The 24,968-nt window shown below is 66.5% G+C and carries 22 protein-coding genes; 17 read left to right on the plus strand and 5 right to left on the minus strand.

Features of this window, described 5'->3' with window-relative positions; all coding sequences use genetic code 11:
- Positions 1-57: 57 nt before the first annotated feature.
- From ACYVHH_RS03785 to dgoD, 9 genes are all read left to right on the plus strand, one after another.
- On the plus strand, positions 58-1,503 hold the full coding sequence (locus ACYVHH_RS03785; RefSeq protein WP_460563727.1) for an aldehyde dehydrogenase family protein: 1,446 nt from the start codon (positions 58-60) through the stop codon (positions 1,501-1,503).
- Positions 1,504-1,605: 102 nt separating this feature from the next.
- Positions 1,606-2,667, plus strand: a complete 1,062-nt coding sequence (chvE, locus tag ACYVHH_RS03790; RefSeq protein WP_460563728.1) for a multiple monosaccharide ABC transporter substrate-binding protein — start codon at positions 1,606-1,608, stop codon at positions 2,665-2,667.
- A gap of 82 nt (positions 2,668-2,749) precedes the next feature.
- A complete protein-coding gene (gene mmsA / locus ACYVHH_RS03795; RefSeq protein WP_460563800.1) occupies positions 2,750-4,261 on the plus strand; it encodes a multiple monosaccharide ABC transporter ATP-binding protein in 1,512 nt (503 codons plus the stop codon).
- A 29-nt stretch (positions 4,262-4,290) separates the two neighbouring features.
- Positions 4,291-5,445, plus strand: a complete 1,155-nt coding sequence (gene mmsB, locus ACYVHH_RS03800) for a multiple monosaccharide ABC transporter permease (RefSeq protein WP_460563729.1) — start codon at positions 4,291-4,293, stop codon at positions 5,443-5,445.
- Positions 5,446-5,475: 30 nt separating this feature from the next.
- The gene (locus ACYVHH_RS03805; protein ID WP_460563730.1) at positions 5,476-7,212 is read left to right on the plus strand and encodes an IlvD/Edd family dehydratase; all 1,737 of its coding nucleotides are present in this window, start codon (positions 5,476-5,478) and stop codon (positions 7,210-7,212) included.
- 63 nt (positions 7,213-7,275) lie between these two features.
- Positions 7,276-8,211: a dihydrodipicolinate synthase family protein gene (locus tag ACYVHH_RS03810; RefSeq protein ID WP_460563731.1), complete on the plus strand. Its 936-nt coding sequence runs from the start codon at positions 7,276-7,278 to the stop codon at positions 8,209-8,211.
- 630 nt (positions 8,212-8,841) lie between these two features.
- Positions 8,842-9,798, plus strand: a complete 957-nt coding sequence (locus ACYVHH_RS03815; protein WP_460563732.1) for a 2-dehydro-3-deoxygalactonokinase — start codon at positions 8,842-8,844, stop codon at positions 9,796-9,798.
- Positions 9,799-9,822: 24 nt separating this feature from the next.
- Positions 9,823-10,479: a 2-dehydro-3-deoxy-6-phosphogalactonate aldolase gene (locus ACYVHH_RS03820; protein WP_460563733.1), complete on the plus strand. Its 657-nt coding sequence runs from the start codon at positions 9,823-9,825 to the stop codon at positions 10,477-10,479.
- Positions 10,480-10,529: 50 nt separating this feature from the next.
- A complete protein-coding gene (gene dgoD, locus ACYVHH_RS03825) occupies positions 10,530-11,678 on the plus strand; it encodes a galactonate dehydratase (RefSeq protein ID WP_460563734.1) in 1,149 nt (382 codons plus the stop codon).
- A gap of 12 nt (positions 11,679-11,690) precedes the next feature.
- Here dgoD and ACYVHH_RS03830 read toward each other — a convergent pair whose 3' ends face one another.
- Complete coding sequence (locus ACYVHH_RS03830) at positions 11,691-12,782, minus strand: diguanylate cyclase domain-containing protein (protein WP_460563735.1); 1,092 nt, start codon at positions 12,780-12,782, stop codon at positions 11,691-11,693.
- Positions 12,783-12,839: 57 nt separating this feature from the next.
- Positions 12,840-13,865 (minus strand): HTH-type transcriptional regulator GntR, encoded by a 1,026-nt coding sequence (gene gntR, locus ACYVHH_RS03835; RefSeq protein WP_460563736.1) that lies wholly within the window; start codon positions 13,863-13,865, stop codon positions 12,840-12,842.
- A gap of 146 nt (positions 13,866-14,011) precedes the next feature.
- On the opposite strand from gntR, the gene ACYVHH_RS03840 reads away from it, so the two are divergent.
- The 4 genes from ACYVHH_RS03840 to ACYVHH_RS03855 all read left to right on the plus strand — a co-directional run bounded on the left by ACYVHH_RS03840 (position 14,012) and on the right by ACYVHH_RS03855 (position 17,392).
- Positions 14,012-14,560, plus strand: coding sequence for a gluconokinase (locus ACYVHH_RS03840; RefSeq protein WP_460563737.1), 549 nt, complete (start codon positions 14,012-14,014; stop codon positions 14,558-14,560).
- Positions 14,557-15,039 carry a TRAP transporter small permease gene (locus tag ACYVHH_RS03845; protein ID WP_460563738.1) on the plus strand — a complete coding sequence of 161 codons (483 nt, stop codon included), beginning with the start codon at positions 14,557-14,559 and terminating at the stop codon, positions 15,037-15,039. The genes ACYVHH_RS03840 and ACYVHH_RS03845 overlap by 4 nt, the downstream gene beginning before the upstream one ends.
- Positions 15,036-16,313, plus strand: a complete 1,278-nt coding sequence (locus ACYVHH_RS03850; RefSeq protein WP_460563739.1) for a TRAP transporter large permease — start codon at positions 15,036-15,038, stop codon at positions 16,311-16,313. The genes ACYVHH_RS03845 and ACYVHH_RS03850 overlap by 4 nt, the downstream gene beginning before the upstream one ends.
- 62 nt (positions 16,314-16,375) lie before the next feature.
- On the plus strand, positions 16,376-17,392 hold the full coding sequence (locus tag ACYVHH_RS03855) for a TRAP transporter substrate-binding protein (RefSeq protein ID WP_460563740.1): 1,017 nt from the start codon (positions 16,376-16,378) through the stop codon (positions 17,390-17,392).
- A gap of 96 nt (positions 17,393-17,488) precedes the next feature.
- Here ACYVHH_RS03855 and fba read toward each other — a convergent pair whose 3' ends face one another.
- The 3 genes from fba to ACYVHH_RS03870 form a co-directional block, all read right to left on the minus strand.
- The gene (gene fba, locus ACYVHH_RS03860; protein WP_460563741.1) at positions 17,489-18,553 is read right to left on the minus strand and encodes a class II fructose-bisphosphate aldolase; all 1,065 of its coding nucleotides are present in this window, start codon (positions 18,551-18,553) and stop codon (positions 17,489-17,491) included.
- 78 nt (positions 18,554-18,631) lie between these two features.
- Positions 18,632-20,125: a glycerol kinase GlpK gene (gene glpK / locus ACYVHH_RS03865; RefSeq protein ID WP_460563742.1), complete on the minus strand. Its 1,494-nt coding sequence runs from the start codon at positions 20,123-20,125 to the stop codon at positions 18,632-18,634.
- 17 nt (positions 20,126-20,142) lie between these two features.
- Complete coding sequence (locus ACYVHH_RS03870) at positions 20,143-20,913, minus strand: DeoR/GlpR family DNA-binding transcription regulator (RefSeq protein WP_460563744.1); 771 nt, start codon at positions 20,911-20,913, stop codon at positions 20,143-20,145.
- Between the two features lie 160 nt (positions 20,914-21,073).
- Between ACYVHH_RS03870 and ACYVHH_RS03875 the strand changes: the two genes are divergently transcribed.
- From ACYVHH_RS03875 to ACYVHH_RS03890, 4 genes are read left to right on the plus strand one after another with little or no spacing between them, the layout of a single operon-like run.
- A complete protein-coding gene (locus ACYVHH_RS03875) occupies positions 21,074-22,150 on the plus strand; it encodes an ABC transporter ATP-binding protein (protein WP_460563745.1) in 1,077 nt (358 codons plus the stop codon).
- Positions 22,150-23,226: an ABC transporter ATP-binding protein gene (locus ACYVHH_RS03880; protein ID WP_460563746.1), complete on the plus strand. Its 1,077-nt coding sequence runs from the start codon at positions 22,150-22,152 to the stop codon at positions 23,224-23,226. The genes ACYVHH_RS03875 and ACYVHH_RS03880 overlap by 1 nt, the downstream gene beginning before the upstream one ends.
- Positions 23,223-24,116, plus strand: a complete 894-nt coding sequence (locus tag ACYVHH_RS03885) for a carbohydrate ABC transporter permease (RefSeq protein WP_460563747.1) — start codon at positions 23,223-23,225, stop codon at positions 24,114-24,116. The genes ACYVHH_RS03880 and ACYVHH_RS03885 overlap by 4 nt, the downstream gene beginning before the upstream one ends.
- Positions 24,109-24,966, plus strand: a complete 858-nt coding sequence (locus tag ACYVHH_RS03890; protein WP_460563749.1) for a carbohydrate ABC transporter permease — start codon at positions 24,109-24,111, stop codon at positions 24,964-24,966. The genes ACYVHH_RS03885 and ACYVHH_RS03890 overlap by 8 nt, the downstream gene beginning before the upstream one ends.
- Positions 24,967-24,968 lie beyond the last annotated feature (2 nt).

Below are 24,968 nucleotides of genomic sequence, written 5' to 3' on the forward strand. Positions count from 1 at the left end.
GGCTATTAGACCAAAACCTAGACTGCCGATCCACCACAGACAAGGAGCGGCGGCAAGATGCGCGAAGCCACAGAGGAGATCAGGCACTACATCAACGGGCGTTGGGTGAACGGGGTGACCATGGGCCGCCGCGAGAACCCTTCCGACACCCGCGAGACTGTGGCCGAGTACGCCCGTGCCGACCGTGCGCAGGCCGAGGAGGCCATCCGCGCCGCAGCCGACGCCCTGCCCCAGTGGAGCCTGAGCACACCGCAGCGCCGCTTTGATGCGCTGGACCAGATTGGCAGCGATCTGCTGGCGCGCAAGGACGAACTGGGCCGCCTGCTGGCCCGCGAGGAGGGCAAGACCCTGCCCGAAGGCGTGGCCGAGGTGGCACGCGCCGGGCAGATCTTCAAGTTCTTTGCGGGCGAGGCGTTGCGCATCCAGGGCGAGACGCTGGCTTCGGTGCGCCCCGGCGTGCAGGTGGACATCACCCGCGAGCCGGTGGGTGTGGTGGGGCTGATCGCACCGTGGAACTTTCCCTTCGCCATTCCGGCCTGGAAGATTGCCCCGTCCCTGGCCTATGGCAACACGGTGGTGTTCAAGCCCGCCGAACTGGTGCCCGCCTGCGGTGCCGCCCTGGCCGAAATCATCAGCCGCGCGCAACTGCCTGCGGGCGTCTTCAACTTTGTGGTGGGCAGCGGCCGCGAGGTGGGGCAGACGCTGGTGGACAGCCCGCTGGTCAACGCCATCAGTTTCACCGGCTCGCAGGGCACGGGCGAGCAGATTCTGCGCGCCACGGCGGCGCGCGGCGCCAAGGTGCAGCTGGAGATGGGCGGCAAGAACCCGCTGATCGTGCTGGCTGATGCCGACATGGACATTGCCGTGGACTGCGCGCTGCAGGGTTCGTTCTATTCCACCGGGCAGCGTTGCACGGCATCGAGCCGCTTGATCGTGGAGGCTTCGGTGCATGACGCCTTTGTGCAGAAGCTGGCACAACGCATGGCCGCGCTGAAGGTGGGCAACGCGGTGGAGCGCGGCACCGACATTGGCCCCGTGGTGGACGCGCACCAACTGGCGCAGAACCAACGTTACCTGGACATTGCCAAGGCCGAAGGCGCCGAACATGTGTGCGGCGGCGAGCGCGTGGAGGCGGCTACCCCTGGCCACTACATGCGCCCGGCGCTGTGGCTGGCGCAGGCGCAGCACCGCATTGCGCAGGAAGAGATTTTTGGCCCGGTGGCCGCCGTGCTGCGTGCCGACGATTATGACCACGCGCTGGCCCTGGCCAACGACACGCCTTTCGGCCTGTGTGCGGGCATCTGCACCACGTCGCTCAAGCACGCCATGCACTTCCGCCGCCACGCGGCGGTGGGCATGACCATGGTCAACCTGCCCACCGCCGGGGTGGACTTCCACGTGCCCTTTGGCGGGCGCAAGGGCTCCAGCCATGGCCCGCGCGAGCAGGGCCGCTACGCCGCCGAGTTCTACACCACGGTCAAGACCGGCTACCTGCGTGCCTGAAGGAGCCCATCCCGTTTTTCACCGCAGCTTCCACTTCAACCCCTGCCCGACTGGACTGCGGCCAGAGAGGCAAGACAACTCCAAGCTCAAGGAGACAAACCGATGAAACGCCTGTTCCTCAAAACCCTGGTTGCCGCGATGACGCTGCCCCTGTTCGGCGTGGCGCACGCGCAGAGCAAGGGCCTGGTGGCAGTGTCCATGCCCACCAAGTCGTCCGCCCGCTGGATCGCCGACGGCGACAACATGGTGAAGTACCTGAAGGAAAAAGGCTACGCCACCGACCTGCAGTACGCCGAGGACGACATCCCCAACCAGCTCGCGCAGATCGAGAACATGGTCACCAAGAAGCCCAAGGTGCTGGTGATCGCCGCCATCGACGGCACCACGCTGACCGACGTGCTGAAGAAGGCGCACGACGCGGGCGTGAAGGTCATCGCTTACGACCGCCTGATCAAGAACAGCCCGAACGTGGACTACTACGCCACGTTTGACAACTTCCAGGTGGGTGTGCTGCAGGCGCAGTCCATCGTGGACAAGCTGGGTCTCAAGGGCGGCAAGGGCCCCTTCAACATCGAACTGTTCGGCGGCTCGCCCGACGACAACAACGCCTTCTTCTTCTACAACGGCGCCATGAGCGTGCTCGACCCGTACATCAAGAGCGGCAAGCTGGTGGTGCGCAGCAAGCAGATGGGCATGGACAAGGTGGGCACGTTGCGCTGGGACGGCGCCGTGGCCCAGGCCCGCATGGACAACCTGCTGTCGGCCTTCTACGGCAAGGACAAGGTGCACGCCGTGCTGAGCCCGTACGACGGCCTGAGCATCGGCATCCTGTCTTCGCTCAAGGGCGTGGGCTATTGCACGGCGCAGCAGCCCTGTCCCATCGTCAGCGGCCAGGACGCCGAGATCCCCTCGGTCAAGTCCATCCTGCGCAACGAGCAGTACTCCACCATCTTCAAGGACACGCGTGAACTGGCCAAGGTCACGGTCAGCATGATCGACGCGATGATGGGCGGCAAGCAGCCCGAGATCAACGACACCAAGACCTACAACAACGGCGTGAAGGTGGTGCCCTCCTACCTGTTGAAGCCCGTGCCGGTAGATGCCTCCAACTGGAAGCAGGTGCTGGTGGACAGCGGCTACTACAAGGAAACGCAGATCAAGTGATCTGATGTGACACGCCCCCAGCGCGTGGCGCGGGGGGGCATTTCCCATAGGAGACAGCGTGGCGGACAACACGATCCTGAGCATGCGCAACATCGGCAAGACGTTCCCGGGCGTCAAGGCGCTGGACAACGTCAACCTGACGGTGCGCGCTGGTGAGATCCATGCGGTGGTGGGCGAGAACGGTGCGGGCAAATCAACCCTCATGAAGGTGCTCAGCGGGGTCTACCCGTACGGCAGCTACGAGGGCGAGATCCATTTCGAAGGGCAACTGCAGCGCTTCGAGAGCATCCGCGACAGCGAGGAGCGCGGCATCATCATCATCCACCAGGAGCTGGCGCTGGTGCCCATGCTCTCGATCACCGAGAACATCTTCCTGGGCAACGAGCCCGCCCGCGCAGGCGTGATCGACTGGCACACCGCCCATGCGCGCACCCGCGAACTGCTGGCCCGCGTGGGCCTGAAGGAGCGACCCGACGCCACCGTGGGCAAGCTGGGCGTGGGCAAGCAGCAGCTGGTGGAGATTGCCAAGGCGCTGGCCAAGCGCGTGAAGCTGTTGATATTGGACGAGCCCACCGCCAGCCTGAACGAGACCGACAGCGCGGCCCTGCTGCAACTGTTGCTGGAGCTGAAGGCGCAGGGCATTGCCTGCATCCTCATCTCGCACAAGCTCAACGAGATCACCCAGGTGGCCGACCAGATCACGGTGATCCGTGACGGCACGACCATCGAGACGCTGGACTGCGCCGAGGGCGCGGTGAGCGAGGACCGCATCATCCGCGGCATGGTGGGGCGCGACATGGCGCACCGCTACCCGCAACGCCACCCGCAGATCGGTGACGTGATCTTCGAGGTGCGCGACTGGCATGTGCGCCACGAACAGTACGCCGACCGCGAGGTCATCAAGGGCGTGGACTTCAACGTGCGCAAGGGCGAGATCGTGGGCATTGCGGGCCTGATGGGCTCGGGGCGCACCGAGCTGGCCATGAGCATCTTCGGGCGCTCCTACGGGCAGCGCATCAGCGGCCAGGTCTTCATTGACGGGCAGGCGGTGGACGTGTCCACCGTGGGCAAGGCCATCCGCCACGGCATTGCCTACGTGACGGAAGACCGCAAGGGCTGCGGCCTGGTGCTGGAGCAGGAGATACGCAAGAACGTGACGCTGGCCAACCTGCCCAAGGTGGCGAGCCACGGCGTCATCGACGAAAACGCAGAGGCCCAGGTGGCGCAGGGCTACCGCGAGTCGCTGCGCATCCGCAGCTCGGGCATCGAGCAGTTGGCAGTGAACCTGTCGGGCGGCAACCAGCAGAAGGTGGTGCTGAGCAAGTGGCTGTTCACCAAGCCTCGCCTGCTCATTCTGGACGAGCCCACGCGTGGCATTGACGTGGGTGCCAAGTACGAGATCTACACCATCATCGACGAACTCGCCCGCAATGGCGAGGGCATCTTGATGATCTCTTCCGAGATGCCCGAGCTGCTGGGCATGTGCGACCGTATCTATGTGATGAACGAGGGCCGCCTGGTGGCCGAGCTGGGCCGCGAAGAGGCCAGCCAGGAACGCATCATGCGCGCCATCGTGAACGCTACCCCAGCGTGACTTCACCCATAACAAAACGAGACCCTGCCATGAAACTCGGCTTCCTCAAAAACAACCTGCGCGACTACGGGCTGCTTATCTCCCTGGTTGCGATCATGGGGTTCTTCCAGTTCCAGACCGACGGCATCCTGATGCAGCCGCTGAACCTGACCAACCTGGTGCTGCAGAACAGCTACATCGTGGTCATGGCGCTGGGCATGCTGCTGGTGATCGTGGCCGGGCACATCGATCTGTCGGTGGGTTCGGTGTGCGGTTTCATCGGCGGCCTGGCGGCGGTGCTGATCGTGCAGTACGAATGGGGCGTGGCGCCCACGGTGGTGGTGTCGCTGCTGGCGGGTGCGCTCATCGGCGCGGCGCAGGGCTGGTTCGTGGCCTACGCGCGCATCCCGTCGTTCATCGTCACGCTGGCGGGCATGCTGGTGTTCAAGGGCCTGGCGCTGGCGCTGCTGCAGGGCCAGTCGGTGGGGCCGTTCCCCACCGAGTTCCAGCGCATCAGCACCGGCTTTTTGCCCGACCCGTTTGGGGGTGAGGAGCTGCGCGTGCTGTCGCTGATCATCGGCGTGGCGTTGGCGGCGGCCCTGGCGTGGGTGGAATGGCGCAAGCGCTCCAAGGCGGTGGCGCACGGCATGGAAGTCGAACCCATGGGCTTCTTCGCGGCGAAGAACCTGCTGTTCGCGGGGGTGATCGTCTACCTGTGCTGGCAGCTTTCCACCTACAAGGGCCTGCCCAACGTGCTCATCCTCATGGGTGTGCTGATCCTGCTCTACCAGTTCGTGACCAACCGAACCACCATCGGCCGGCGCATCTACGCCCTGGGCGGCAACGAGAAGGCGACGCGCCTGTCTGGGGTGAACACCTCGCGCCTGGCCTTCCTGGCCTTCGTGAACATGGGCGTGCTGGCGGCGGTGGCGGGGCTGATCTTCGCTGCGCGCCTGAACACGGCCACGCCCAAGGCGGGCCTGGGTTTCGAGCTGGACGTGATCGCGGCCTGCTTCATCGGCGGTGCGTCGGCCTCGGGCGGGGTGGGCAAGGTGGTGGGCGCGGTCATCGGCGCTTTCATCATGGGCGTGATGAACAACGGCATGTCCATCCTGGGCATCGGCATCGACTACCAGCAGGTCATCAAGGGTCTGGTGCTGCTGGCGGCCGTGTTCCTCGACGTCTACAACCGCAACCGCGCCTGAACCCTCTCCCTCAACCAGAAAGCCCCCCAAATGACCACGCCCCCCAAGAAGAAACTGCGTTCGGCCGAGTGGTTCGGCACGAACGACAAGAACGGCTTCATGTACCGCAGCTGGATGAAGAACCAGGGCATCCCGGACCACGAGTTCGACGGGCGCCCCGTCATCGGCATCTGCAACACCTGGAGCGAGCTGACGCCCTGCAACGCGCACTTTCGCAAGATCGCCGAACACGTCAAGCGCGGTATCTACGAGGCGGGCGGTTTCCCGGTGGAGTTCCCGGTGTTCTCCAACGGAGAGTCGAACTTGCGGCCCACGGCCATGCTCACGCGCAACCTGGCGGCCATGGACGTGGAAGAGGCCATTCGCGGCAACCCCATCGACGCGGTGGTGCTGCTGGTGGGCTGCGACAAGACCACGCCCGCATTGCTGATGGGCGCGGCCAGTTGCGACGTGCCCGCCATTGTGGTGACGGGCGGGCCCATGCTCAATGGCAAGCTGGAGGGCAAGGACATTGGCTCGGGCACGGCGGTGTGGCGCCTGCATGAAGAGTTCAAGGCGGGCGAGATTTCGCTGCACCAGTTCCTGGCGGCGGAAGGCGGCATGTCGCGCTCCGCAGGCACCTGCAACACCATGGGCACGGCCAGCACCATGGCCTGCATGGCCGAAGCGCTGGGCACCTCGTTGCCGCACAACGCGGCCATTCCCGCCGTGGACGCGCGCCGCTACGTGCTGGCGCACATGTCGGGCAAGCGCATCGTCGAGATGGCGCACGAGGGGCTGACGTTGTCCAAGATCCTGACGCGCGAAGCGTTCGAGAACGCCATCCGCGTCAACGCCGCGATCGGTGGCTCCACCAACGCGGTCATCCACATCAAGGCCATCGCCGGGCGCATGGGTGTGGCCCTGGAGCTGGACGACTGGACGCGCATTGGCAAAGGCACGCCCACGCTGGTGGACCTGCAGCCCTCGGGCCGTTTCTTGATGGAAGAGTTCTACTACGCCGGTGGCCTGCCCGCCGTGCTGCGCCGTCTTGGCGAGGCGGGCCTGCTGCCTCACCCCGACGCGCTCACCGTCAACGGCCAGAGCCTGTGGCAGAACGTCCACGACGCGCCCATCTACAACGACGAGGTGGTGCGTCCGCTGGACAAGCCGCTCATCAAAGACGGCGGCATTTGCGTGCTGCGCGGCAACCTGGCGCCGCGCGGGGCGGTATTGAAGCCGTCTGCCGCATCGCCCCACCTGCTCAAGCACCGGGGGCGGGCGGTGGTGTTCGAGAACTTCGAGCATTACAAGGAACGCATCAACGACGAAAGCCTGGAGGTGGACGCCGACTCGGTGCTGGTGATGAAGAACTGCGGCCCGCGTGGTTACCCTGGTATGGCCGAGGTGGGCAACATGGGCCTGCCGCCCAAGCTGCTGCGCCAGGGCATCAAGGACATGGTGCGCATCTCTGACGCGCGCATGAGCGGCACGGCCTACGGCACCGTGGTGCTGCACGTGGCGCCCGAGGCCGCTGCCGGTGGCCCGCTGGCCGCCGTGAAAGATGGCGACTGGATCGAGCTGGACTGCGACCAGGGCCGCCTGCACCTGGACATCTCTGACGCCGAACTGGCCGAGCGCTTGCAAGCCCATGTGCCACCCGCGCCGCCCATGAAAGGCGGTTACCAGCAGCTCTACCTGGACCGCGTGCTGCAGGCCGACGAGGGTTGCGACTTCGACTTCCTGGTGGGGTGCCGCGGTGCTGGCGTGCCGCGCCATTCGCATTGACATGAAACACCCCCTGCGTCGCTTCGTTTTTCATCTCTCCCATTCGATTCAGGAACCCTGAACATGTCTGCTCATTCCGCCCGCGCGCCGCGTTACCGTGGCATCTTTCCGGTGGTGCCCACCACGTTTTTTGAGGACGGCACGCTCGACCTTGAAAGCCAGAAACGCTGCCTGGACTTCATGATCGACGCCGGGGTGGATGGTCTGTGCATCCTCGCCAACTTCTCCGAACAGTTCTCGCTGTCGGACGACGAGCGCGAAGTCATCACCCGCACCGCGCTGGAGCACGTGGCCGGGCGCGTGCCGGTGATTGTCACCACCACGCACTACGGTACATCGGTGTGCGCGGCGCGCAGCAAGCGCGCGCAGGACATGGGCGCGGCCATGGTGATGGTCATGCCGCCCTACCACGGCGCCACCTTCCGCGTGCCCGAGGCGCAGATCTACGAGTTCTACGCCCGCGTGTCGGACGCCATCTCCATTCCCATCATGGTGCAGGACGCGCCCGCCAGCGGTACGGTGTTGTCGGCCCCCTTCCTGGCGCGCATGGCGCAGGAGATCGAGAACCTGGCCTACTTCAAGATCGAGGTGCCCGGTGCGGCCAGCAAGTTGCGTGAGTTGATCCGCCTGGGGGGCGACGCGATTGAAGGGCCCTGGGACGGCGAAGAGGCCATCACGCTGCTGGCCGACCTGGACGCTGGTGCGACCGGAGCGATGACCGGCGGCGGTTTCCCGGATGGCATTCGCCCGATCATCGAGGCACACCGCCAGGGGGATGCGGACTTGACGTTCAGCCTGTACCAGCGTTGGCTGCCGCTGATCAACCACGAGAACCGCCAGGGCGGCATTTTGACGGCCAAGGCCCTGATGAAGGCCGGTGGCGTGATTGCCTGCGAGGCGGGGCGCCACCCTTTCCCGGCGATGCACCCGGAGGTGCGCCGTGGGCTGCTGGACATTGCCAAGCGGCTGGACCCGCTGGTGCTGCGTTGGGGGCGGTGAGGTGGTTGACGGCTTTTCTGCGTCGCTTTTTGGCGGGCTGCGGCAGACCGCGCATGCTGCGGCAGGCCTGGCCCTGCGGGGGCTCATGCTGTGGCGGTCGGCGCCCTGGGCGCCGACTCCGCTGCGTCCACCTGCCTGGGGCCGGTGCGGCGGAACTCACTGCGCGCTTGCAGCGCTCCGTTCGGACAGCCGCCGCAAGTCAGTGACGAAGCGCGCTAAAGCGCGCCCGGCCCCAGACAGGCGGCCACAGCCGCCCCAGAAATCGCCCCCGCAGGGCCAGGCTTGCCGCAGCCACCAAGAATGGCAGTGCACAACCGTTGGTGTGCCTACATTGCTTCTACCAAGGCGTGTGCGCCCAGGGGTTGGCGCGCCTTGCGAGGTGCCGAGAAGCGCAGGTGCCGTGGCCAGCGCGCGCAGCGCGCTTCGTCCTCTAGCTTGCGGCGGCTGTTTGAGCGGAGCGCTGCAAGCGCGCAGCGAGTTCCGCCGCGTGGCCACGGCATCGAGCATCGCAGGGGAGCCGGTGCTGCGCACCGGCCGCCTCGTTGAAGCGCCAGCGCCTGGGCGCACACGCCTTGGCCGCCAAAACGCCAAGAGCACCACACGCCTCGGTTCGTCAACAAAGGGGAACGCATGACCCCCGCACTGATCGCCCTGGACTGGGGCACCAGTTCCCTGCGCGCCTACGCCCTGGGCCCAGGCGGCCAAGTACTCGCCAGCCGCCGCAGCGAACACGGCATCATGAGCCTGCCTGCCGCACCCGAAGGCACGCCAACCAGCGAACGTTTCGAGCAGGCCCTGCAGCAACTCTGCGGCGACTGGCTGCAAGCCCACCCCGGTGTGCCGCTGCTGGCCTGCGGCATGGTCGGCAGTGCGCAGGGCTGGCAGGAAGCCGCCTACCAGCCGTTGCCCGTGCATGCCGCAGACCTGGCCCGCACCTTCACCGAAGTACCGCGCCCCAATGCATCAGCCCTGCGCATCGTGCCCGGCCTCATCCAGTGGGGTGACCTGCCCAACGTCATGCGCGGCGAGGAAGTGCAGATCGCCGGTGTGCTGCAAAGCCTGGCCGACGAAGGCGCGCTGCCCGAGCGCCTGATCATTGGACTGCCGGGTACCCACAGCAAGTGGGCGTTGGTGGAGTCCGGTGCCGTCACGCGGTTCGAGACCTTCATGACCGGCGAAGTCTTCGCCGCCCTGCGCCAGCACACCATCCTCGGTCGCACCATGGCCGCCAGCGCCGCGCACGACGCACTGACCTTCACGCGCGGCGTGCGCGTGGCCTGTTCGCCCGAAGGGGCCATGGGCGTGCTCTCCAACATCTTCAGCTGCCGCACGCTGGGGCTCACCGGCCGCCTGACGGGCGATTCGCAGCCCGACTACCTCTCGGGCCTGCTCATCGGCCACGAGGTGGCGGCCCTGTCGCGTGCGCTGCTGGGCGAAGGCCTGCCCGTGGTCCTGTGCGGCGAGCCCGACCTGTGCCGCCGCTACGCCGCCGCCCTGGAGGTGCATGGCTTCGACTCACCGCAGATCCGATCCGAGGTGACGCCGCTGGGTCTGTGGCGCATCGCCCAGGCTGCCGCCCTTGTGTAACCAGACCACTCCGCAGGCACCACGATGACCTTGCCCGAATCCTTCCGCCAGGCCCTGCAGCAATGCGGCCTCATCGCCATCCTGCGCGGCATCCGGCCTGAAGAGGCTGCCGCCATCGGGCGCGTGCTGTACGACGCGGGTTTCCGTCTGATCGAAGTGCCGCTGAACTCGCCCGAGCCGCTGCGCAGCATCCGAACCTTGCGCGACGCCCTGCCTGCCGATGCTCTGGTGGGTGCGGGCACCGTGCTGCGGTCCGAGTCGTGCGCAGAGGTGGCCGCTGCCGGGGGCCAGATTGTGGTGATGCCGCACAGCGACGCCGCCGTGATCCGTGCAGCCAAGGCCGCTGGCCTGGCCTGCGCGCCTGGCGTGGCCACGCCCACCGAGGCGTTCGCCGCGCTGGCGGCGGGCGCCGACGTGCTCAAGATGTTCCCCGCCGAGACCCTCGGGCCTGTGGGCCTCAAGGCCTGGCGCGCGGTGCTCACGCCGCCTATCGCCATCGTGCCCGTGGGGGGTGTGGTGCCCGCATCCATTGCGGTCTACATGGCGGCGGGGGCCTCGGGTTTCGGCCTGGGCTCGGCGCTGTACCGCCCCGGTGATGCGCCTGAGAAGGTTGCCAGCCAGGCCCAGGCTTTCGTGGATGCCTGGCGCGCCGCCCATCCCAACACCCGCGCTCACGCCTGACCCGCAAGCCCATTCCATCCGGCACCAGCCGCAAGCCCCCTCCAAACACCATGAAGATCACACGACTGACCACATACCTGGTGCCCCCGCGCTGGTGCTTCCTCAAGATCGAGACCGACGAAGGCATCACCGGCTGGGGCGAGCCCGTGCTGGAAGGCCGCGCCCACGCCGTGGCGGCGATGGTCGAAGAACTTTCCGACTACCTCGTGGGCAAGGACCCGCGTCACATCGAAGACCACTGGACGGTGCTCTACCGCGGGGGGTTTTACCGGGGCGGCGGTGTGCACATGAGCGCACTGGCGGGCATAGACCAGGCGCTGTGGGACATCAAGGGCAAGGCGCTGGGCGTGTCCGTGTCCGAGCTGCTGGGCGGGCATGTGCGTGACCGCATCCGCGTGTACAGCTGGATTGGCGGCGACCGCCCGAGCGAAACTGCCGAGGCCGCACGCAAGGCCGTGGCCCGGGGCTTCACGGCGGTGAAGATGAACGGCACCGAAGAGCTGCAGTACATCGACACCTACGACAAGGTGGAGCGCTGCATCCAGAACGTGGTGGCCGTGCGCGAGGCCGTGGGCCCCAACGTGGGCATAGGGGTGGACTTCCATGGCCGCGTGCACAAGCCCATGGCCAAGGTGCTGTTCAAGGAACTGGAGCCCTACAAGCTCATGTTCATCGAAGAGCCCGTGCTCAGCGAACACCACGAGGCGCTCAAGGAACTGGCCCACCTGTCCAGCACCCCCATTGCCCTGGGCGAGCGGCTCTACACCCGGTGGGACTTCAAGCGCATCCTGGCCGAAGGCTATGTGGACATCATCCAGCCCGACCCGTCGCACGCAGGTGGCATTACCGAAACGCGCAAGATCGCTGCCATGGCCGAGGCCTACGACGTGGCGCTGGCGCTGCACTGCCCGCTGGGCCCCATCGCGCTGGCGGCCAACCTGCAGATCGACGCGGGCTGCTACAACGCCTTCATCCAGGAGCAGAGCCTGGGCATCCACTACAACCAGGCCAACGACCTGCTGGACTACGTGGCCAACCCCGAGGTGTTCGCCTACCAGGACGGTATGGTCACCATCCCCACCGGGCCAGGCCTGGGCATCGAGGTGAACGAGGCCTACGTGCAGGAACGCGCGGCCGAAGGCCATCGCTGGCGCAACCCGGTTTGGCGGCACAAGGACGGCAGTTTCGCCGAATGGTGAGGGACGGGGGCGTCAGATGGCCAGCGCGGCGTCGGTGCCCGCCATGTCTTTGGCATGGCTTCGGCGCACCTGGCGTTCTGCCTTGTTTTTGTAAAGTGCGGCGTCTGCCTGCTCCAGCCAGTGCTCGTAGCTGTGCCACGACGGTTCGGCCATGGCCACGCCGAACGACAGGCGCACGCCTGTGCTGCGCCCCGGGATGTGAAGGGTATTGTCGAGTTGTGCCTGCACGCGGTCGGCGTACAGCATGGCCTGATCGGCGTCGGCATCGCTGAGCAGCACCACGAATTCGTCGCCCCCGAGCCGCGCGACCGCATCCCCCGCTCGCGCGCAGTGGGTCAGCGCGGCGGCCACGTGCCGTATCACCACGTCGCCCACCGCATGCCCATGCCTGTCGTTGATGGTCTTGAAGTCGTCCACGTCGCAGATCAGCAGCGTCAGGTTCCGGGGCTTGCGCTGGAACTGCCGGAACGCCAGTTGCAGCGCATGGTCGAAGTAGCGGCGGTTGTGCACGCCGCTGAGGGCATCGTGTTCGCTCAGGAAGCGCAACTCGCGCCGACTGTGCTTGAGCTGCATGGCCTGCTTGAACATCAGCTGCCCCATCAGCCAGGGGTAGGCCAGCAGCAGCGGCAGCGTGGCGAGCTGTACGGCCACACTGCTCTGCGGGGCCCAGTGGGCACCCCAGAACAGCACGCCCAGGCCCGCGCCGGTCAGGTGACCGGCCCAGCCCAGCGCCAGAAAACGCAGCCCGCCCACGGTGACGTTGCTGAGCGACGTGGCCATCAGCAGCGCCGCAGTGGGCATGGGCTGGAAGTGGATGGCCGCCATCCAGAACCCGACGTGTGCAGAGTCAAGCCACAGATTGAGCCGCTCTGCCTTCAAGGGGTCGGGCGACCGGGACGCGTGCAGGTAGGCGATCTGCGGCCAAAGGGCGATGGTGACGAACGTCGCCACCCAGTACATGGGGTGGTTGCCGCGTTCAAGCATCGCCGCCAGGATGGCGATGGCGCACAGCGTGACGCCTGCAACGCGGGGCCAGCGGTTGCGCCGGACCAGTTCCAGCCCCTGGGGTTTGTTGCTAGTGTGATCGTTGCCCGGCGCACTCATGATGCCGGCATGTTACCGACACTCGCCGTTGGCAGTCATGGGGGTTAGCGAGCAGTCTCAGCTGCTGCCGCGCACCAGCAGCTCAAAACCCAGGTCCAGGCACGGCTGCGCGACCGTTTCCCCCTGCATCAGGGCCAGCAGCATGTCCGCGCTGGCCTGGCCCACGGCGCGGCGCGGGGTGCGCACGGTGGTCAGCGGCGGCACCATCTGGTCGCTGCCCGACAGGTCGTTGAAGCCCGCCACCGCAAGCCGCCCGGGCACCGGTATGCCCAGGCGCAGCGCCGCCAGCAGCCCACCCTGGGCCAGGTCGTCGTTGCAGAAGAACACGGCATCCACGTCCGGGCGCAGGCGCAGCAGTTCCTCCAGCAGTTCACCGCCCAGCCGCATGGAAGAGGGCTCGGCACTCAGCAGTTCCAGCTTCGGGTCGTACAGGCCAGCCTGGCGCAGGCAGCGCCGGTAACCCTCGGCGCGCTGCAGGGTGCGGGGGTCCAGCTGGGCGGCCACGAAGGCGATGCGCCGGTGTCCGCGTTCCAGCAGGTGGCGGGTGATGGCCTCGCCAGCGTCCTGCTGCGAAAAACCCACGCAATGCACGCCAGGCGCGCGCGTCAGCTCCATCAGGTACACACAGGGCACGCCACTGGCCGTCACGAGCTGCCGGGCCGCCTCGGTGCGGTCGAAGCCCGTCAGCAGCAGGCCAGCCGGGCGCTGGGCCAGGTAGCTGCGCAGCAGCTGCTCTTCTTCCTGCGGCTCGTAGTGCGTCACGCCGATCAGGGGCTGGTAGCCATGGGGCAGCAGCGTGGCATGGACCGCTTCGATCACATCGACAAACAGCGCGTTCGACAACAGCGGCACCAGGACCGGAACCTGGGTGCTGCGCTGCGACGCCAGGGCGCGCGCGGCCGGGTCGGGCACATAGCCCAGGGTGTCGGCCGCGTGTTTGACCCGGTCGACCAGCTCTTGGGTCACCCCCCGTTCGCCCCGCAGGGCACGGGATGCGGTGATGGGGCTGACGCCAGCGCTGTGCGCGACATCGGCCAGGGTCACGCGCCCGCTGCGGCGCCGTTTGCGTTCGTGAGGAGGCAAGGGTTTTCCCGGTGTTCTGTGAAAAACGGTTGGCGTAGGATAGCGCTAACAATTTGGGATGGCAAGGCCGTTATCATTGCATGCCTCCTGAATTTTCGGGCCGTGTCGACGGTCTTTTTTTGAATCCCATTGGATAGCGCTACCAAATGACTTTTCCTTCATCATCACCTCGCCTTGTCGTGATGGGCGTGGCGGGCTGCGGCAAGTCCAGCCTGGGGCAGAGCTGCGCCGAGGCGCTGGGCCTGCCCTTGCTGGAGGGCGACGATTTCCACTCCGCCGCCAACGTGGAGAAGATGCGCAGCGGCGTTCCCCTGAACGACGAGGACCGGGCCGAATGGCTCGACGCGCTGGCGCTGCGCCTCCAGGTGCTGCCGGCGGGCGGCATCCTGACCTGCTCCGCCTTGAGACAGCGCTACCGTGACCATTTGCGCCTGGCCGCGCCTGGCCTGCGCTTTGTGTTCCTGGCACTCACCCCGGAAGAGGCGCGCAGGCGCGTGGCCGCCCGGCCTGCGCATCTGTTTCCCGTCAGCCTGGTGGCCAGCCAGTTCCAGACCCTGGAAGACCCGCGCGCCGAGCCCGGCGTGCTGACCCTGGACGCCATGCGCCCGCTGGCCGAACTCACGGCAGAGGTGGTGGCATGGGTGCGCGCCTCATCTCCCGCAGCGGTGGCAGCCACCGAGGAGGACCGTTCATGAATCTGCGTCAATGGTCCCGGCATGGGGCGGAGGCCTTGATGGCCCTGTGCCTGATCGTCATGGTCGTGGCCGTCTTTGGCAACGTGGTGCTGCGTTACGTCTGGGGCACGGGCTGGGTGGTGTCCGAGGAGCTGTCCCGCCTGCTCTTCATCTGGCTGGTCTGCGTGTCTGCCACGCTGGCCTTCGGCGAAGGCAAACACCTGGGCTTCGACCTGGTGACCAGCCGGTTGCGTGGCGTGCCCGCGGCGGCAGCCCGCTGGCTGACGCTTGCCCTGACGGCAGTGGCGCTGTACTACCTCATCACCGGTTCGTGGGCGCAGGTGGTGGTCGGGTTGGACAGCCGCAGCCCGGTGATGAACTACCCGCTGGCACTGGCCGCCGCCGGAACGCTCTTCATGGGCGTGGTGATGGCCGTGCTGCTGCTGGTGCAGGCCGCGTGCGATCTGACGGGTGAGCGCGCCCAGGAGCAGCAGCCATGACGATTGCACTCTTCCTTCTGGTGCTGTTTGCCGCGATGACGGTGGGCGTGCCGATCGCCTTCGCGCTGATGCTCACGGCTCTGGCGCTGATGGTGCACCTGGACTTTTTCGACGCACAACTCCTGGCGCAGAACGTCCAGGCAGGCTTCGACAGCTTTCCCCTGCTGGCCGTGCCTTTCTTCATCCTGGCGGGTGAACTGATGAACGCTGGCGGTCTGAGCCGCCGCATCATCGAACTGGCGCGGGCCTTTGTCGGCCACATCCAGGGGGGCCTGGGGTACGTGGCCATCGCGGCATCGGTCATGCTCGCGTCGATGAGCGGTTCGGCCATTGCCGACACGGCTGCCCTGGCCACCCTGCTGCTGCCCATGATGCGCAAGCAGCATTACCCCGACGGCACCAGCGCGGGGCTGATCGCCTCGGGCGGCATCATCGCGCCCATCATTCCGCCTTCGATGCCCATGGTCATCTACGGCGTGACGACCAACACCTCCATCAGCAAGTTGTTCCTTGCGGGCATCGTGCCCGGGCTGATGATGGCCGCCGCCCTGGTGCTGGTGTGGCGGCGCGTAGCCGGAAGCAAGGCCCTGCCAGTGGCGGAAAAGACCGCCTGGGCGGAGCGCCGCCGCGTGCTGGGTGGCAGCTTGTGGGCCTTGATGATGCCGGTCATCATCATCGGCGGCCTGCGCATGGGCTTCTTCACCCCCACCGAGGCGGCCGTGGTGGCCGCCGTGTATGCGCTCGTCATCGCCATGTTCGTCTACCGCGAGCTGAACCTGCCGAAGCTGTACCGGGTGCTGGTGGACGCCAGCCGCACCACGGGCGTGGTGATGTTCCTCTGTGGTGCGGCCACCGCCGCCTCGTACATGATCACCCTGGCAGACCTGCCGAACCAGCTGGCCGAGTCGATGGGCCCGCTCCTCGGGCAGCCCGTGCTGTTCATGGCCGTGGTCTGCCTGTTCCTGCTGGCCGTGGGCATGGTCATGGACCTGACGCCGACCATCCTCATCCTGGGGCCGGTCCTGGCGCCGCTGGCGGCGAAGGCCGGGGTCGATCCGGTGTACTTCGGCTTCGTCTTCATCTTCACGGGCTGCCTGGGGCTGCTCACGCCGCCGGTGGGCACGGTGCTCAACGTGGTGGCGGGCGTGGGCCAGTTGCGCATGGAGCCCGTCATCCGTGGCGTCACGCCGTTCCTGCTGGTCTATTTCGCCATGCTGGTGCTGCTGGTGCTTTTCCCATCCATCGTGCTCGGCCCGCTCAAGCTGATGTTCTGACCTTTGCCACACCTCTTGTTTTTCCCGGGCGGCCATGCCGCCATCAACCCAAGGAGATCACCATGAAACTGAAACAACTTGCCGTGACGCTGGCCGTGAGCCTGGCAACACTGGGCGCCGGCTGGGCCCAGGCGCAGGACATCAAGCCCCGCATGATCCGCTTCGGCTATGGCCTGAACGAGCAGTCCAACCAGGGCCGCGCTGTCAAGCTGTTCGCCGAAGAAGTGGAAAAAGCCTCGGGCGGCAAGATGAAGGTGCGCGCCGTCGGCGCGGCCGCGCTCGGTTCCGACGTCCAGATGCAGCAGGCCCTGATCGGCGGCGCCCAGGAGATGATGGTGGGCTCCACCGCCACGCTGGTCGGCATCACCAAGGAAATGGCCATCTGGGACACCCCCTTCCTGTTCAACAACGCCAAGGAAGCGGACGTGGTGCTGGACGGCCCGGTCGGCCAGAAGGTGATGGACAAGCTGCAGGAAAAGGGCCTCGTCGGCCTGGTCTACTGGGAGAACGGCTTCCGCAACCTGACCAACAACAAGCGCCCGGTGGCCAAGCTGGAGGACATGGACGGCATCAAGCTGCGCGTGATGCAGAACAACGTTTTCATCGACAGCTTCAAGACCTTGGGTGCCAACGCAGTGCCGCTGCCCTTCTCTGAGCTGTTCACCGCGCTGGAGACCAAGACCGTCGACGGCCAGGAGAACCCGTTCAACACCATCCTGTCCAGCAAGTTCTACGAGGTGCAGAAGTACCTGACCGTGACCAACCACGTCTACAGCCCGTGGATCGTGCTGGTCAGCAAGAAGTACTGGGACGGCCTGAGCCAGGACGAGAAGAATGTGCTGCTCAACGCGGCGCGCAAGAGCCGTGATTTCGAGCGCAAGGACACCCGCGAGGAAGCCGCCAAGGCGCTGGCCGACCTGAAGGCCAAGGGCATGCAGATCAACGAACTGTCGCCCGCCGAGGCCAACCGCATGCGCGATCGCCTTACCCGCGTGAACGCCAGCGTGGCCGCCAACGTTGGCATGGACCTGTGGAAAGAAACGCAGGACGCCGTGGCCAAGGCCCGTGCGGCCAAATGACGCAGCGGCGCTGATGCCCTGACCCGAAAAAAACAAACCCCGCTTCAAGGCGGGGTTTGTTCTTGGGGCGGCACCTGTTGTGCCGCCGCGATAGGGTCAGTTCACCACCTGGGCCAGCTCGCCCCGGGCGTACCGGGCGGCCACTTCGCTCAAGGAATAGCCCTTGACTTTGGCGGCCTGGCCTTCGCAGCCGAACTCCAGGTAGCGCTGCTTGCACACCGACTGGGCAGCGGCGCGTGCGGGCTTGAGCCATTCGCGGGCGTCGAACTTGTCGGGGTTTTCGGCCAGGAACTTGCGCACTGCGCCGGTCATGGCCAGGCGGATGTCGGTGTCGATGTTGACCTTGCGCACGCCGTGCTTGATGGCTTCCTGGATTTCGGCCACCGGCACGCCGTAGGTTTCCTTCATCTTGCCGCCGTACTGGTTGATCAGGGCCAGCAGGTCCTGCGGCACGCTGCTGGAGCCGTGCATCACCAAGTGGGTGTTGGGAATGCGCGCGTGTATTTCCTTCACGCGGCTGATGGCCAGCACGTCGCCAGTGGGCGGGCGGGTGAACTTGTAGGCGCCGTGGCTGGTGCCAATGGCAATGGCCAGCGCGTCCAGGCCGGTGGCCTTGACAAACTGGGCGGCCTCTTCGGGGTCGGTCAGCATCTGGCTGTGGTCCAGCGTGCCTTCGGCGCCAATGCCGTCTTCCTCGCCGGCCTGGCCGGTTTCCAGGCTGCCCAGGCAGCCCAGCTCGCCTTCCACCGACACGCCCACGCGGTGCGCCATTTCCACCACGCGGCGGGTCACGTCCACGTTGTAGTCAAAGCTGGCGGGGGTCTTGCCGTCTTCCTTCAGCGAGCCGTCCATCATCACCGAGCTGAAGCCCAGGTCGATGGCGCCCTGGCAGATGGCGGGGCTCTGCCCGTGGTCCTGGTGCATCACCACGGGAATGTGGGGGTAGGCTTCACAAGCGGCCTGCACCAGGTGCTTGATGAAGCTTTCGCCTGCGTACTTGCGCGCACCGGCGCTGGCTTGCAGGATGACGGGGGCGCCCACTTCGTCGGCAGCGGCCATCACGGCCTGCACCTGTTCCAGGTTGTTGACGTTGAAGGCGGGAATGCCGTAACCGTGCTCGGCCGCGTGGTCGAGCAGTTCGCGCATGGAAACGAGCGCCATGGGGATCTCCAGGTGGGGGCGAAGGGGTGAAACTCCCCGCATTTTACCGGGGGGTTACCACCCGGTTACCCGTGCGGTTTACCCGGCGGTGGCCTGGCGCACCGCCTTTTCCCACCGGGCCATGCGTTCCAGCGCCTGCTCGCGCGGCAGCGTGGGGTGGAAGGTGCGCTCGGCACGCCAGCGCTGGCGCAGGTCGTCCAGCCCGCGGAACACGCCGGTGTGCAGGCCCGCCAGATAGGCCGCGCCCAGGGCGGTGGTCTCGGTCACGGCGGGGCGCACCACGGGAATGCCCAGCAGGTCGGCCTGTATCTGCATCAGCAGGTCGTTCACGCAGGCGCCGCCGTCCACACGCAGCTCGCTCACCGGCACGCCGCCTGCTGCCACGGCATCGCGGTCCATGGCCTGCAGCAGCGCCGCGCTCTGGAAGGCAATGCTCTCCAGCGCCGCGCGGGCAATGTGCGCCACCGTGGAGCCGCGCGACAGGCCGACGATGGTGCCGCGCGCGTCGGGCGCCCAGTACGGCGCGCCCAGGCCGGTGAAGGCGGGCACGAACATCACGCCGCCCGCGTCGGGCACGCTTTCGGCCAGGGGTTGCACCTCGGCGCTGGAGGCGATGGCGCGCAGGCCGTCGCGCAGCCACTGCACCACCGCACCGCCTATGAACACGCTGCCTTCCAGCGCAAACTGCGGCTGCCCGCCGGGCTGTGCTGCTGCGGTGGTGATGAGCCCGTTGCCGCTGCGCTGGAAGCGCTCGCCCGTGTGCATCAGCATGAAGCAGCCGGTGCCGTAGGTGTTCTTGGCCATGCCGGGGTCGAAGCAGGCCTGACCGAACAGGGCGCTCTGCTGGTCGCCCGCCACGCCACCAATGGGAATGGCCTGCCCGAACAGTGTAGGCAGTGTCTCGCCAAAGGCCGCGCTGGAAGGCAGCACCTTCGGCAGCAGGGAGGGGGGAATGTCCAGCGCCTGCAGCAGCGCCTCGTCCCACGCGTTGCTACGGATGTTGAAAAGCATGGTGCGCGCCGCGTTGCTCACGTCCGTCACGTGGGCGCTGCCACCGGTGAGCTGCCAGATCAGCCAGCTGTCCACCGTGCCAAAGGCCAGCTCGCCGCGTTCGGCCAGTTCGCGTGCGCCGCGCACGTTCTGCAGTATCCAGTGCAGCTTGGTGGCCGAAAAGTACGCGTCTATGCGCAAGCCGGTGCTCTCCAGCACGGCTTCGCCCAGGCCGCGCGCGCGCAGGTCGACGCAGGTCGGCTCGGCGCGGCGGTCTTGCCACACGATGGCGTTGTACAGCGGCTCGCCGGTGCGGCGGTTCCACACCACCGTGGTCTCGCGCTGGTTGGTGATGCCGATGGCCGCCACGTCCTGCGCTTGCAGACCCGCTTTGGCCAGGGCTTCCCGTGCGGTGTCGAGCTGCGTGGTCCAGATCTCCAGCGGGTCGTGCTCCACCCAGCCGGGCTGGGGGTAGATCTGGCGGAACTCGCGCTGCGCCATGGAAACGATGCGCCCGCTCTCGTCAAAGACGATGCTGCGTGAACTGGAGGTGCCCTGGTCCAGGGCAAGCAGGTGTTTCATGGCGGGTCCTTGGGCACTTATGGCTGTGTGGCCACCACGCATTCCACGTCGGCCTTGCTCAGCAGTTCGGTGAAGGTCTGAGGCGGCGCCTCGTCGGTGAAGAGGATGTCCACGTCGCGCAGCGGCCCCAGTTCGACCATGGCCGGGCGGTTGAATTTGGTGTGGTCTGCCGCCAGCCACACCTCGCGCGACTGCTCAATGATGGTGCGCGCCACCTTCACCTCGCGGAAGTCGTAGTCGCGCAGCGTGCCGTCGGCTTCGATGCCGCTGATGCCGATGAGTCCGATGTCCACCTTGAACTGGCGGATGAAGTCCACCGTGGCCTCGCCGACGATGCCCTGGTCGCTGCCGCGCACCACGCCTCCGGCCACGATCACCTCGCAGTCGCGGTTGGCGCTCAGCAGCGCGGCAATGTGCAGGTTGTTGGTGATCACGCGCAGGCCCTGGTGGTGCCGCAGCTCGTGCGCCACCGCCTCGATGGTGGTGCCGATGTTCATGATCAGCGAGCAGCCGTTGGGGATGCGCCGGGCGATGGCCCGCGCCATGCGCGCCTTGCCCTCCGACGCCAGGGCCTGGCGCTGGCGGTAGGCGATGTTCTCGGTCGTGGAGCCCGGCAGGCGCACGCCGCCATGGAAGCGCGCCAGCAGCCCTGCATCAGACAAGTGGCGCACGTCCCGGCGCACGGTCTGCAGCGTCACGCCAAAGCGTTCGGCCAGTGATTCGATGGTCGTCGGGCCGTGGGCGCGCACGGCTTCGATCAGTTCGGTCTGGCGGGGGTTGAGTTCCATGATGCTGCGATTATTCAGCCAAAAACGAACACAAAAGAACCCGTTTTTGGTGATTTAAGGGTAAACACCGAGCAAAAAGAAACAATATCGAACCTTAGAATCCGTCAAACGAAAACACAGGAAAGTCAATGGACCGCATTTCGAACATTGGAGAGCTGCCATGCAACTGACCCTGCAAGGGGTGAGCAAGACCGTTGCCGGGCAGCCCTACCTGTACCCGCTGGACCTGGCGCTGCAACCCGCGCAGGTAACGGTGCTGCTGGGCGCCACCCAGGCGGGCAAGACCACCCTGATGCGCCTGATGGCCGGGCTGGACCGCCCGAGCGAAGGCAGCGTGCTGGTGGACGGCAGCGACGTGACCGGTGTGCCCGTGCGCGAACGCAACGTGGCCATGGTCTATCAGCAGTTCATCAACTACCCGTCGATGACGGTGTTCGACAACATCGCCTCGCCGCTCAAGCTGGCAGGCGTGCGCGACATCGACGAGCGTGTGCGCGCCCTGGCCGCCAAACTGCACATCGAGATGTTCCTGGACCGCCTGCCCTCGGCCCTGTCGGGCGGGCAGCAGCAGCGTGTGGCGCTGGCGCGCGCCCTGGCCAAGAACGCGCCCCTCATGCTGTTCGACGAGCCGCTGGTCAACCTTGACTACAAGCTGCGCGAGGAACTGCGCGAAGAACTCACCCACCTGTTTTCCACGGGGGATTCCACAGTCGTCTACGCCACCACCGAGCCGGGCGAGGCCCTGCTGCTGGGCGGCTACACCGCCGTGCTCGACCAGGGCGAACTGCTGCAGTACGGCCCCACGGCCGAGGTATTCCACCGCCCGGCGTCCATCCGTGTGGCGCGCGCGTTCAGCGACCCGCCCATCAACCTGCTGCAGGCCGATGCCGAGGAGGGCGGTCTGCGCCTGCGCAACGGCGCCTTCATGCCGCTGGCACTGCCACCCGGCGCGCCGCGCGATCTGGTCGTGGGTGTGCGCGCCAGCGCCCTGCGCGAAACCGCCCGCGATGGTGACATTGAACTGGCGGGCAGCGTGGAGCTGGCCGAGATCTCCGGCTCCGACACCTTCGTCCACGTTCACACCGTGCTGGGCGATCTGGTCGCGCAGCTCACGGGCGTGCACGATTTCCAGCTGGGCGAGCCCATCCACCTGTACCTGCACCCCTCCCGCGTGCACGTATTCGACGCGTCCGGCCCGCTGGTGCTGGCGCCGGTCCGTCTTTCGGAGAAACGCTGATGGCCGAAATCCAGCTCGACCTGGCCCACGCTTACCGCGCCAACCCGCGCAGCGATGCCGACTACGCCCTGCTGCCGCTGAAGATGACCTTCCGCGACGGCGGCGCATACGCCTTGCTCGGCCCTTCGGGCTGCGGCAAGACCACCATGCTCAACATCATCTCCGGGCTGCTCGTGCCGTCGCAGGGGCAGGTGCTGTTCGACGGGCGTGATGTCACCCGCGCCAGCCCGCAGGAACGCAACATTGCCCAGGTGTTCCAGTTCCCGGTCATCTACGACACCATGACCGTGGCCGAGAACCTGGCCTTTCCGCTGAAGAACCGCAAGGTGCCCGCCGCGCAGATCAAGGCACGCGTCGGCCAGATCGCCGAGATGCTGGAGATGAGCCACCAGCTCGACATGCGTGCCGCCGGGCTCAGCGCCGACCAGAAGCAGAAGATCTCGCTGGGCCGCGGCCTGGTGCGGCCCGACGTGTCGGCCGTGCTGTTCGACGAACCGCTCACGGTGATCGACCCGCACCTCAAGTGGCAGCTGCGCCGCAAGCTCAAGCAGATCCACCACGAACTCAAGCTCACGCTCATCTACGTGACGCACGACCAGGTCGAGGCGCTCACCTTCGCCGACGAGGTGGTGGTGATGACGCGCGGCCGCGCGGTGCAGGTGGGCTCCGCCGACGCCCTGTTCGAGCGCCCCGCGCACACCTTCGTGGGCCACTTCATCGGCTCGCCGGGCATGAACTTCCTGCCCGCGCATTGCGCTGGCGGTGACTTGACGGTGCTATCCCAGCGCGTGGAGCGCAACGACGGCAAAACATTGCCCGAGGGCGAGTTGCAACTGGGCATACGGCCCGAGTACCTGGGCTTGGCCGAAGGGCCCGGCCCCGGCTGTCTGCTGGCGCAGGTACGCCAGGTGCAGGACATCGGCACCTACCTGCTGCTGACCTGCGAGGTGGGTGAACACCTCGTCAAGGTGCGCCTGTCGCCCGAGGCTGCAGCCCCCGTGGTGGGCGCCAGCGTGCACCTGCGGGTGCTCGACCGGCACACCTGTTTCTACCGCAACGAGGAGCTGGTGGCATGAACCCCAACGACAAACCCGTGAACCAGAAGGCCTGGTGGCTGGTGCTGCCGGTCTTCATCTGCGTGGCCTTCTCGGCCGTGCTGCCACTCATGACCGTGGTCAACTACTCCGTGCAGGACATCATCTCGCCCGAACGGCGCGTGTTCGTCGGCACCGAATGGTTCGTGGCGGTGATGCGCGATAGCGAACTGCACGCAGCCCTCGGGCGCCAGCTCGCGTATTCGCTCTCGGTGCTGGCCATCGAGATTCCCCTGGGCATCGCGCTGGCACTGTCCATGCCCGCACAGGGCTGGAAATCGTCGGCGGTGCTGGTCGTCGTGGCGCTGTCCCTGCTCATTCCCTGGAACGTCGTGGGCACCATCTGGCAGATCTACGGCCGTGCCGACATCGGGCTGCTTGGCTACACCCTGCAGCAAATGGGTTTCGAGTACAGCTACACCGGCGACCCCACCCACGCCTGGCTCACCGTGCTGGTGATGGACGTGTGGCACTGGACGCCACTGGTGGCGTTGCTCGCCTTTGCCGGGCTGCGCTCCATCCCCGACGCCTACTACCAGGCTGCGCGCATTGACGGCGCCAGCAAGTTCGCGGTGTTCCGCTACATCCAGCTGCCCAAGATGCGCGGCGTGCTGATGATCGCCGTGCTGCTGCGTTTCATGGACAGCTTCATGATCTACACCGAGCCCTTCGTGCTCACCGGTGGCGGCCCGGGCAGCGCCACCACCTTCCTGTCGCAGTACCTCACGCAGAAGGCCGTGGGCCAGTTCGACCTGGGCCCCGCCGCCGCCTTCTCGCTCATCTACTTCCTCATCATCCTGCTGTTCTGCTTCGTCCTCTACAACTGGATGCAGAGCATGGGCAACACCCGCAAGGAGGGTCAACATGGTTGAGACGCCGCAGGGCCGCCCCAAGGCGAAAGCCCCCTCCCTCTTCCCTTCCCGTTTCCAGGCGCGATCACTCTTCCTGATCGCCTACCTCGTCTTCGCGCTGCTGCCCATCTACTGGATGGTCAACATGAGCTTCAAGACCAACAACGAGATCCTCTCCAGTTTCTCGTTCTGGCCGCAAAGCTTCACCTGGGACAACTACAAGACCATCTTCACCGATGCGTCCTGGTACTCGGGCTACATCAACAGCCTGATCTACGTGGCCATCAACACGGTGATCTCCATCACCGTGGCGTTGCCCGCGGCTTACGCCTTCAGCCGTTACCGCTTCCTGGGTGACAAGCACGTCTTCTTCTGGCTGCTCACCAACCGCATGACGCCGCCCGCCGTGTTCCTGCTGCCCTTCTTCCAGCTCTACACAACGCTGGGGTTGATGGACACGCACCTGGCCGTGGCCCTGGCGCACCTGGTGTTCAACGTGCCGCTGGCGGTGTGGATTCTGGAAGGCTTCATGAGCGGCATCCCGCGCGAGATCGACGAAACGGCGTACATCGACGGCTACAGCTTTCCGCGCTTCTTCCTCACCATCTTCCTGCCCCTCATCAAGGCGGGTGTGGGTGTGGCGGCCTTCTTCTGTTTCATGTTCAGCTGGGTCGAGCTGCTGCTGGCGCGAACGCTCACCAGCGTCAACGCCAAGCCCATCGTCGCCACCATGACTCGCACCGTCAGCGCCAGCGGTATGGACTGGGCCACCCTCGCTGCCGCTGGCGTGCTCACCATCGTGCCGGGCGCCATCGTCATCTGGTTCGTGCGCCACTACATCGCGAAGGGCTTCGCGATGGGGCGCGTGTAAAC

The organism is Hydrogenophaga aquatica (assembly GCF_054780915.1).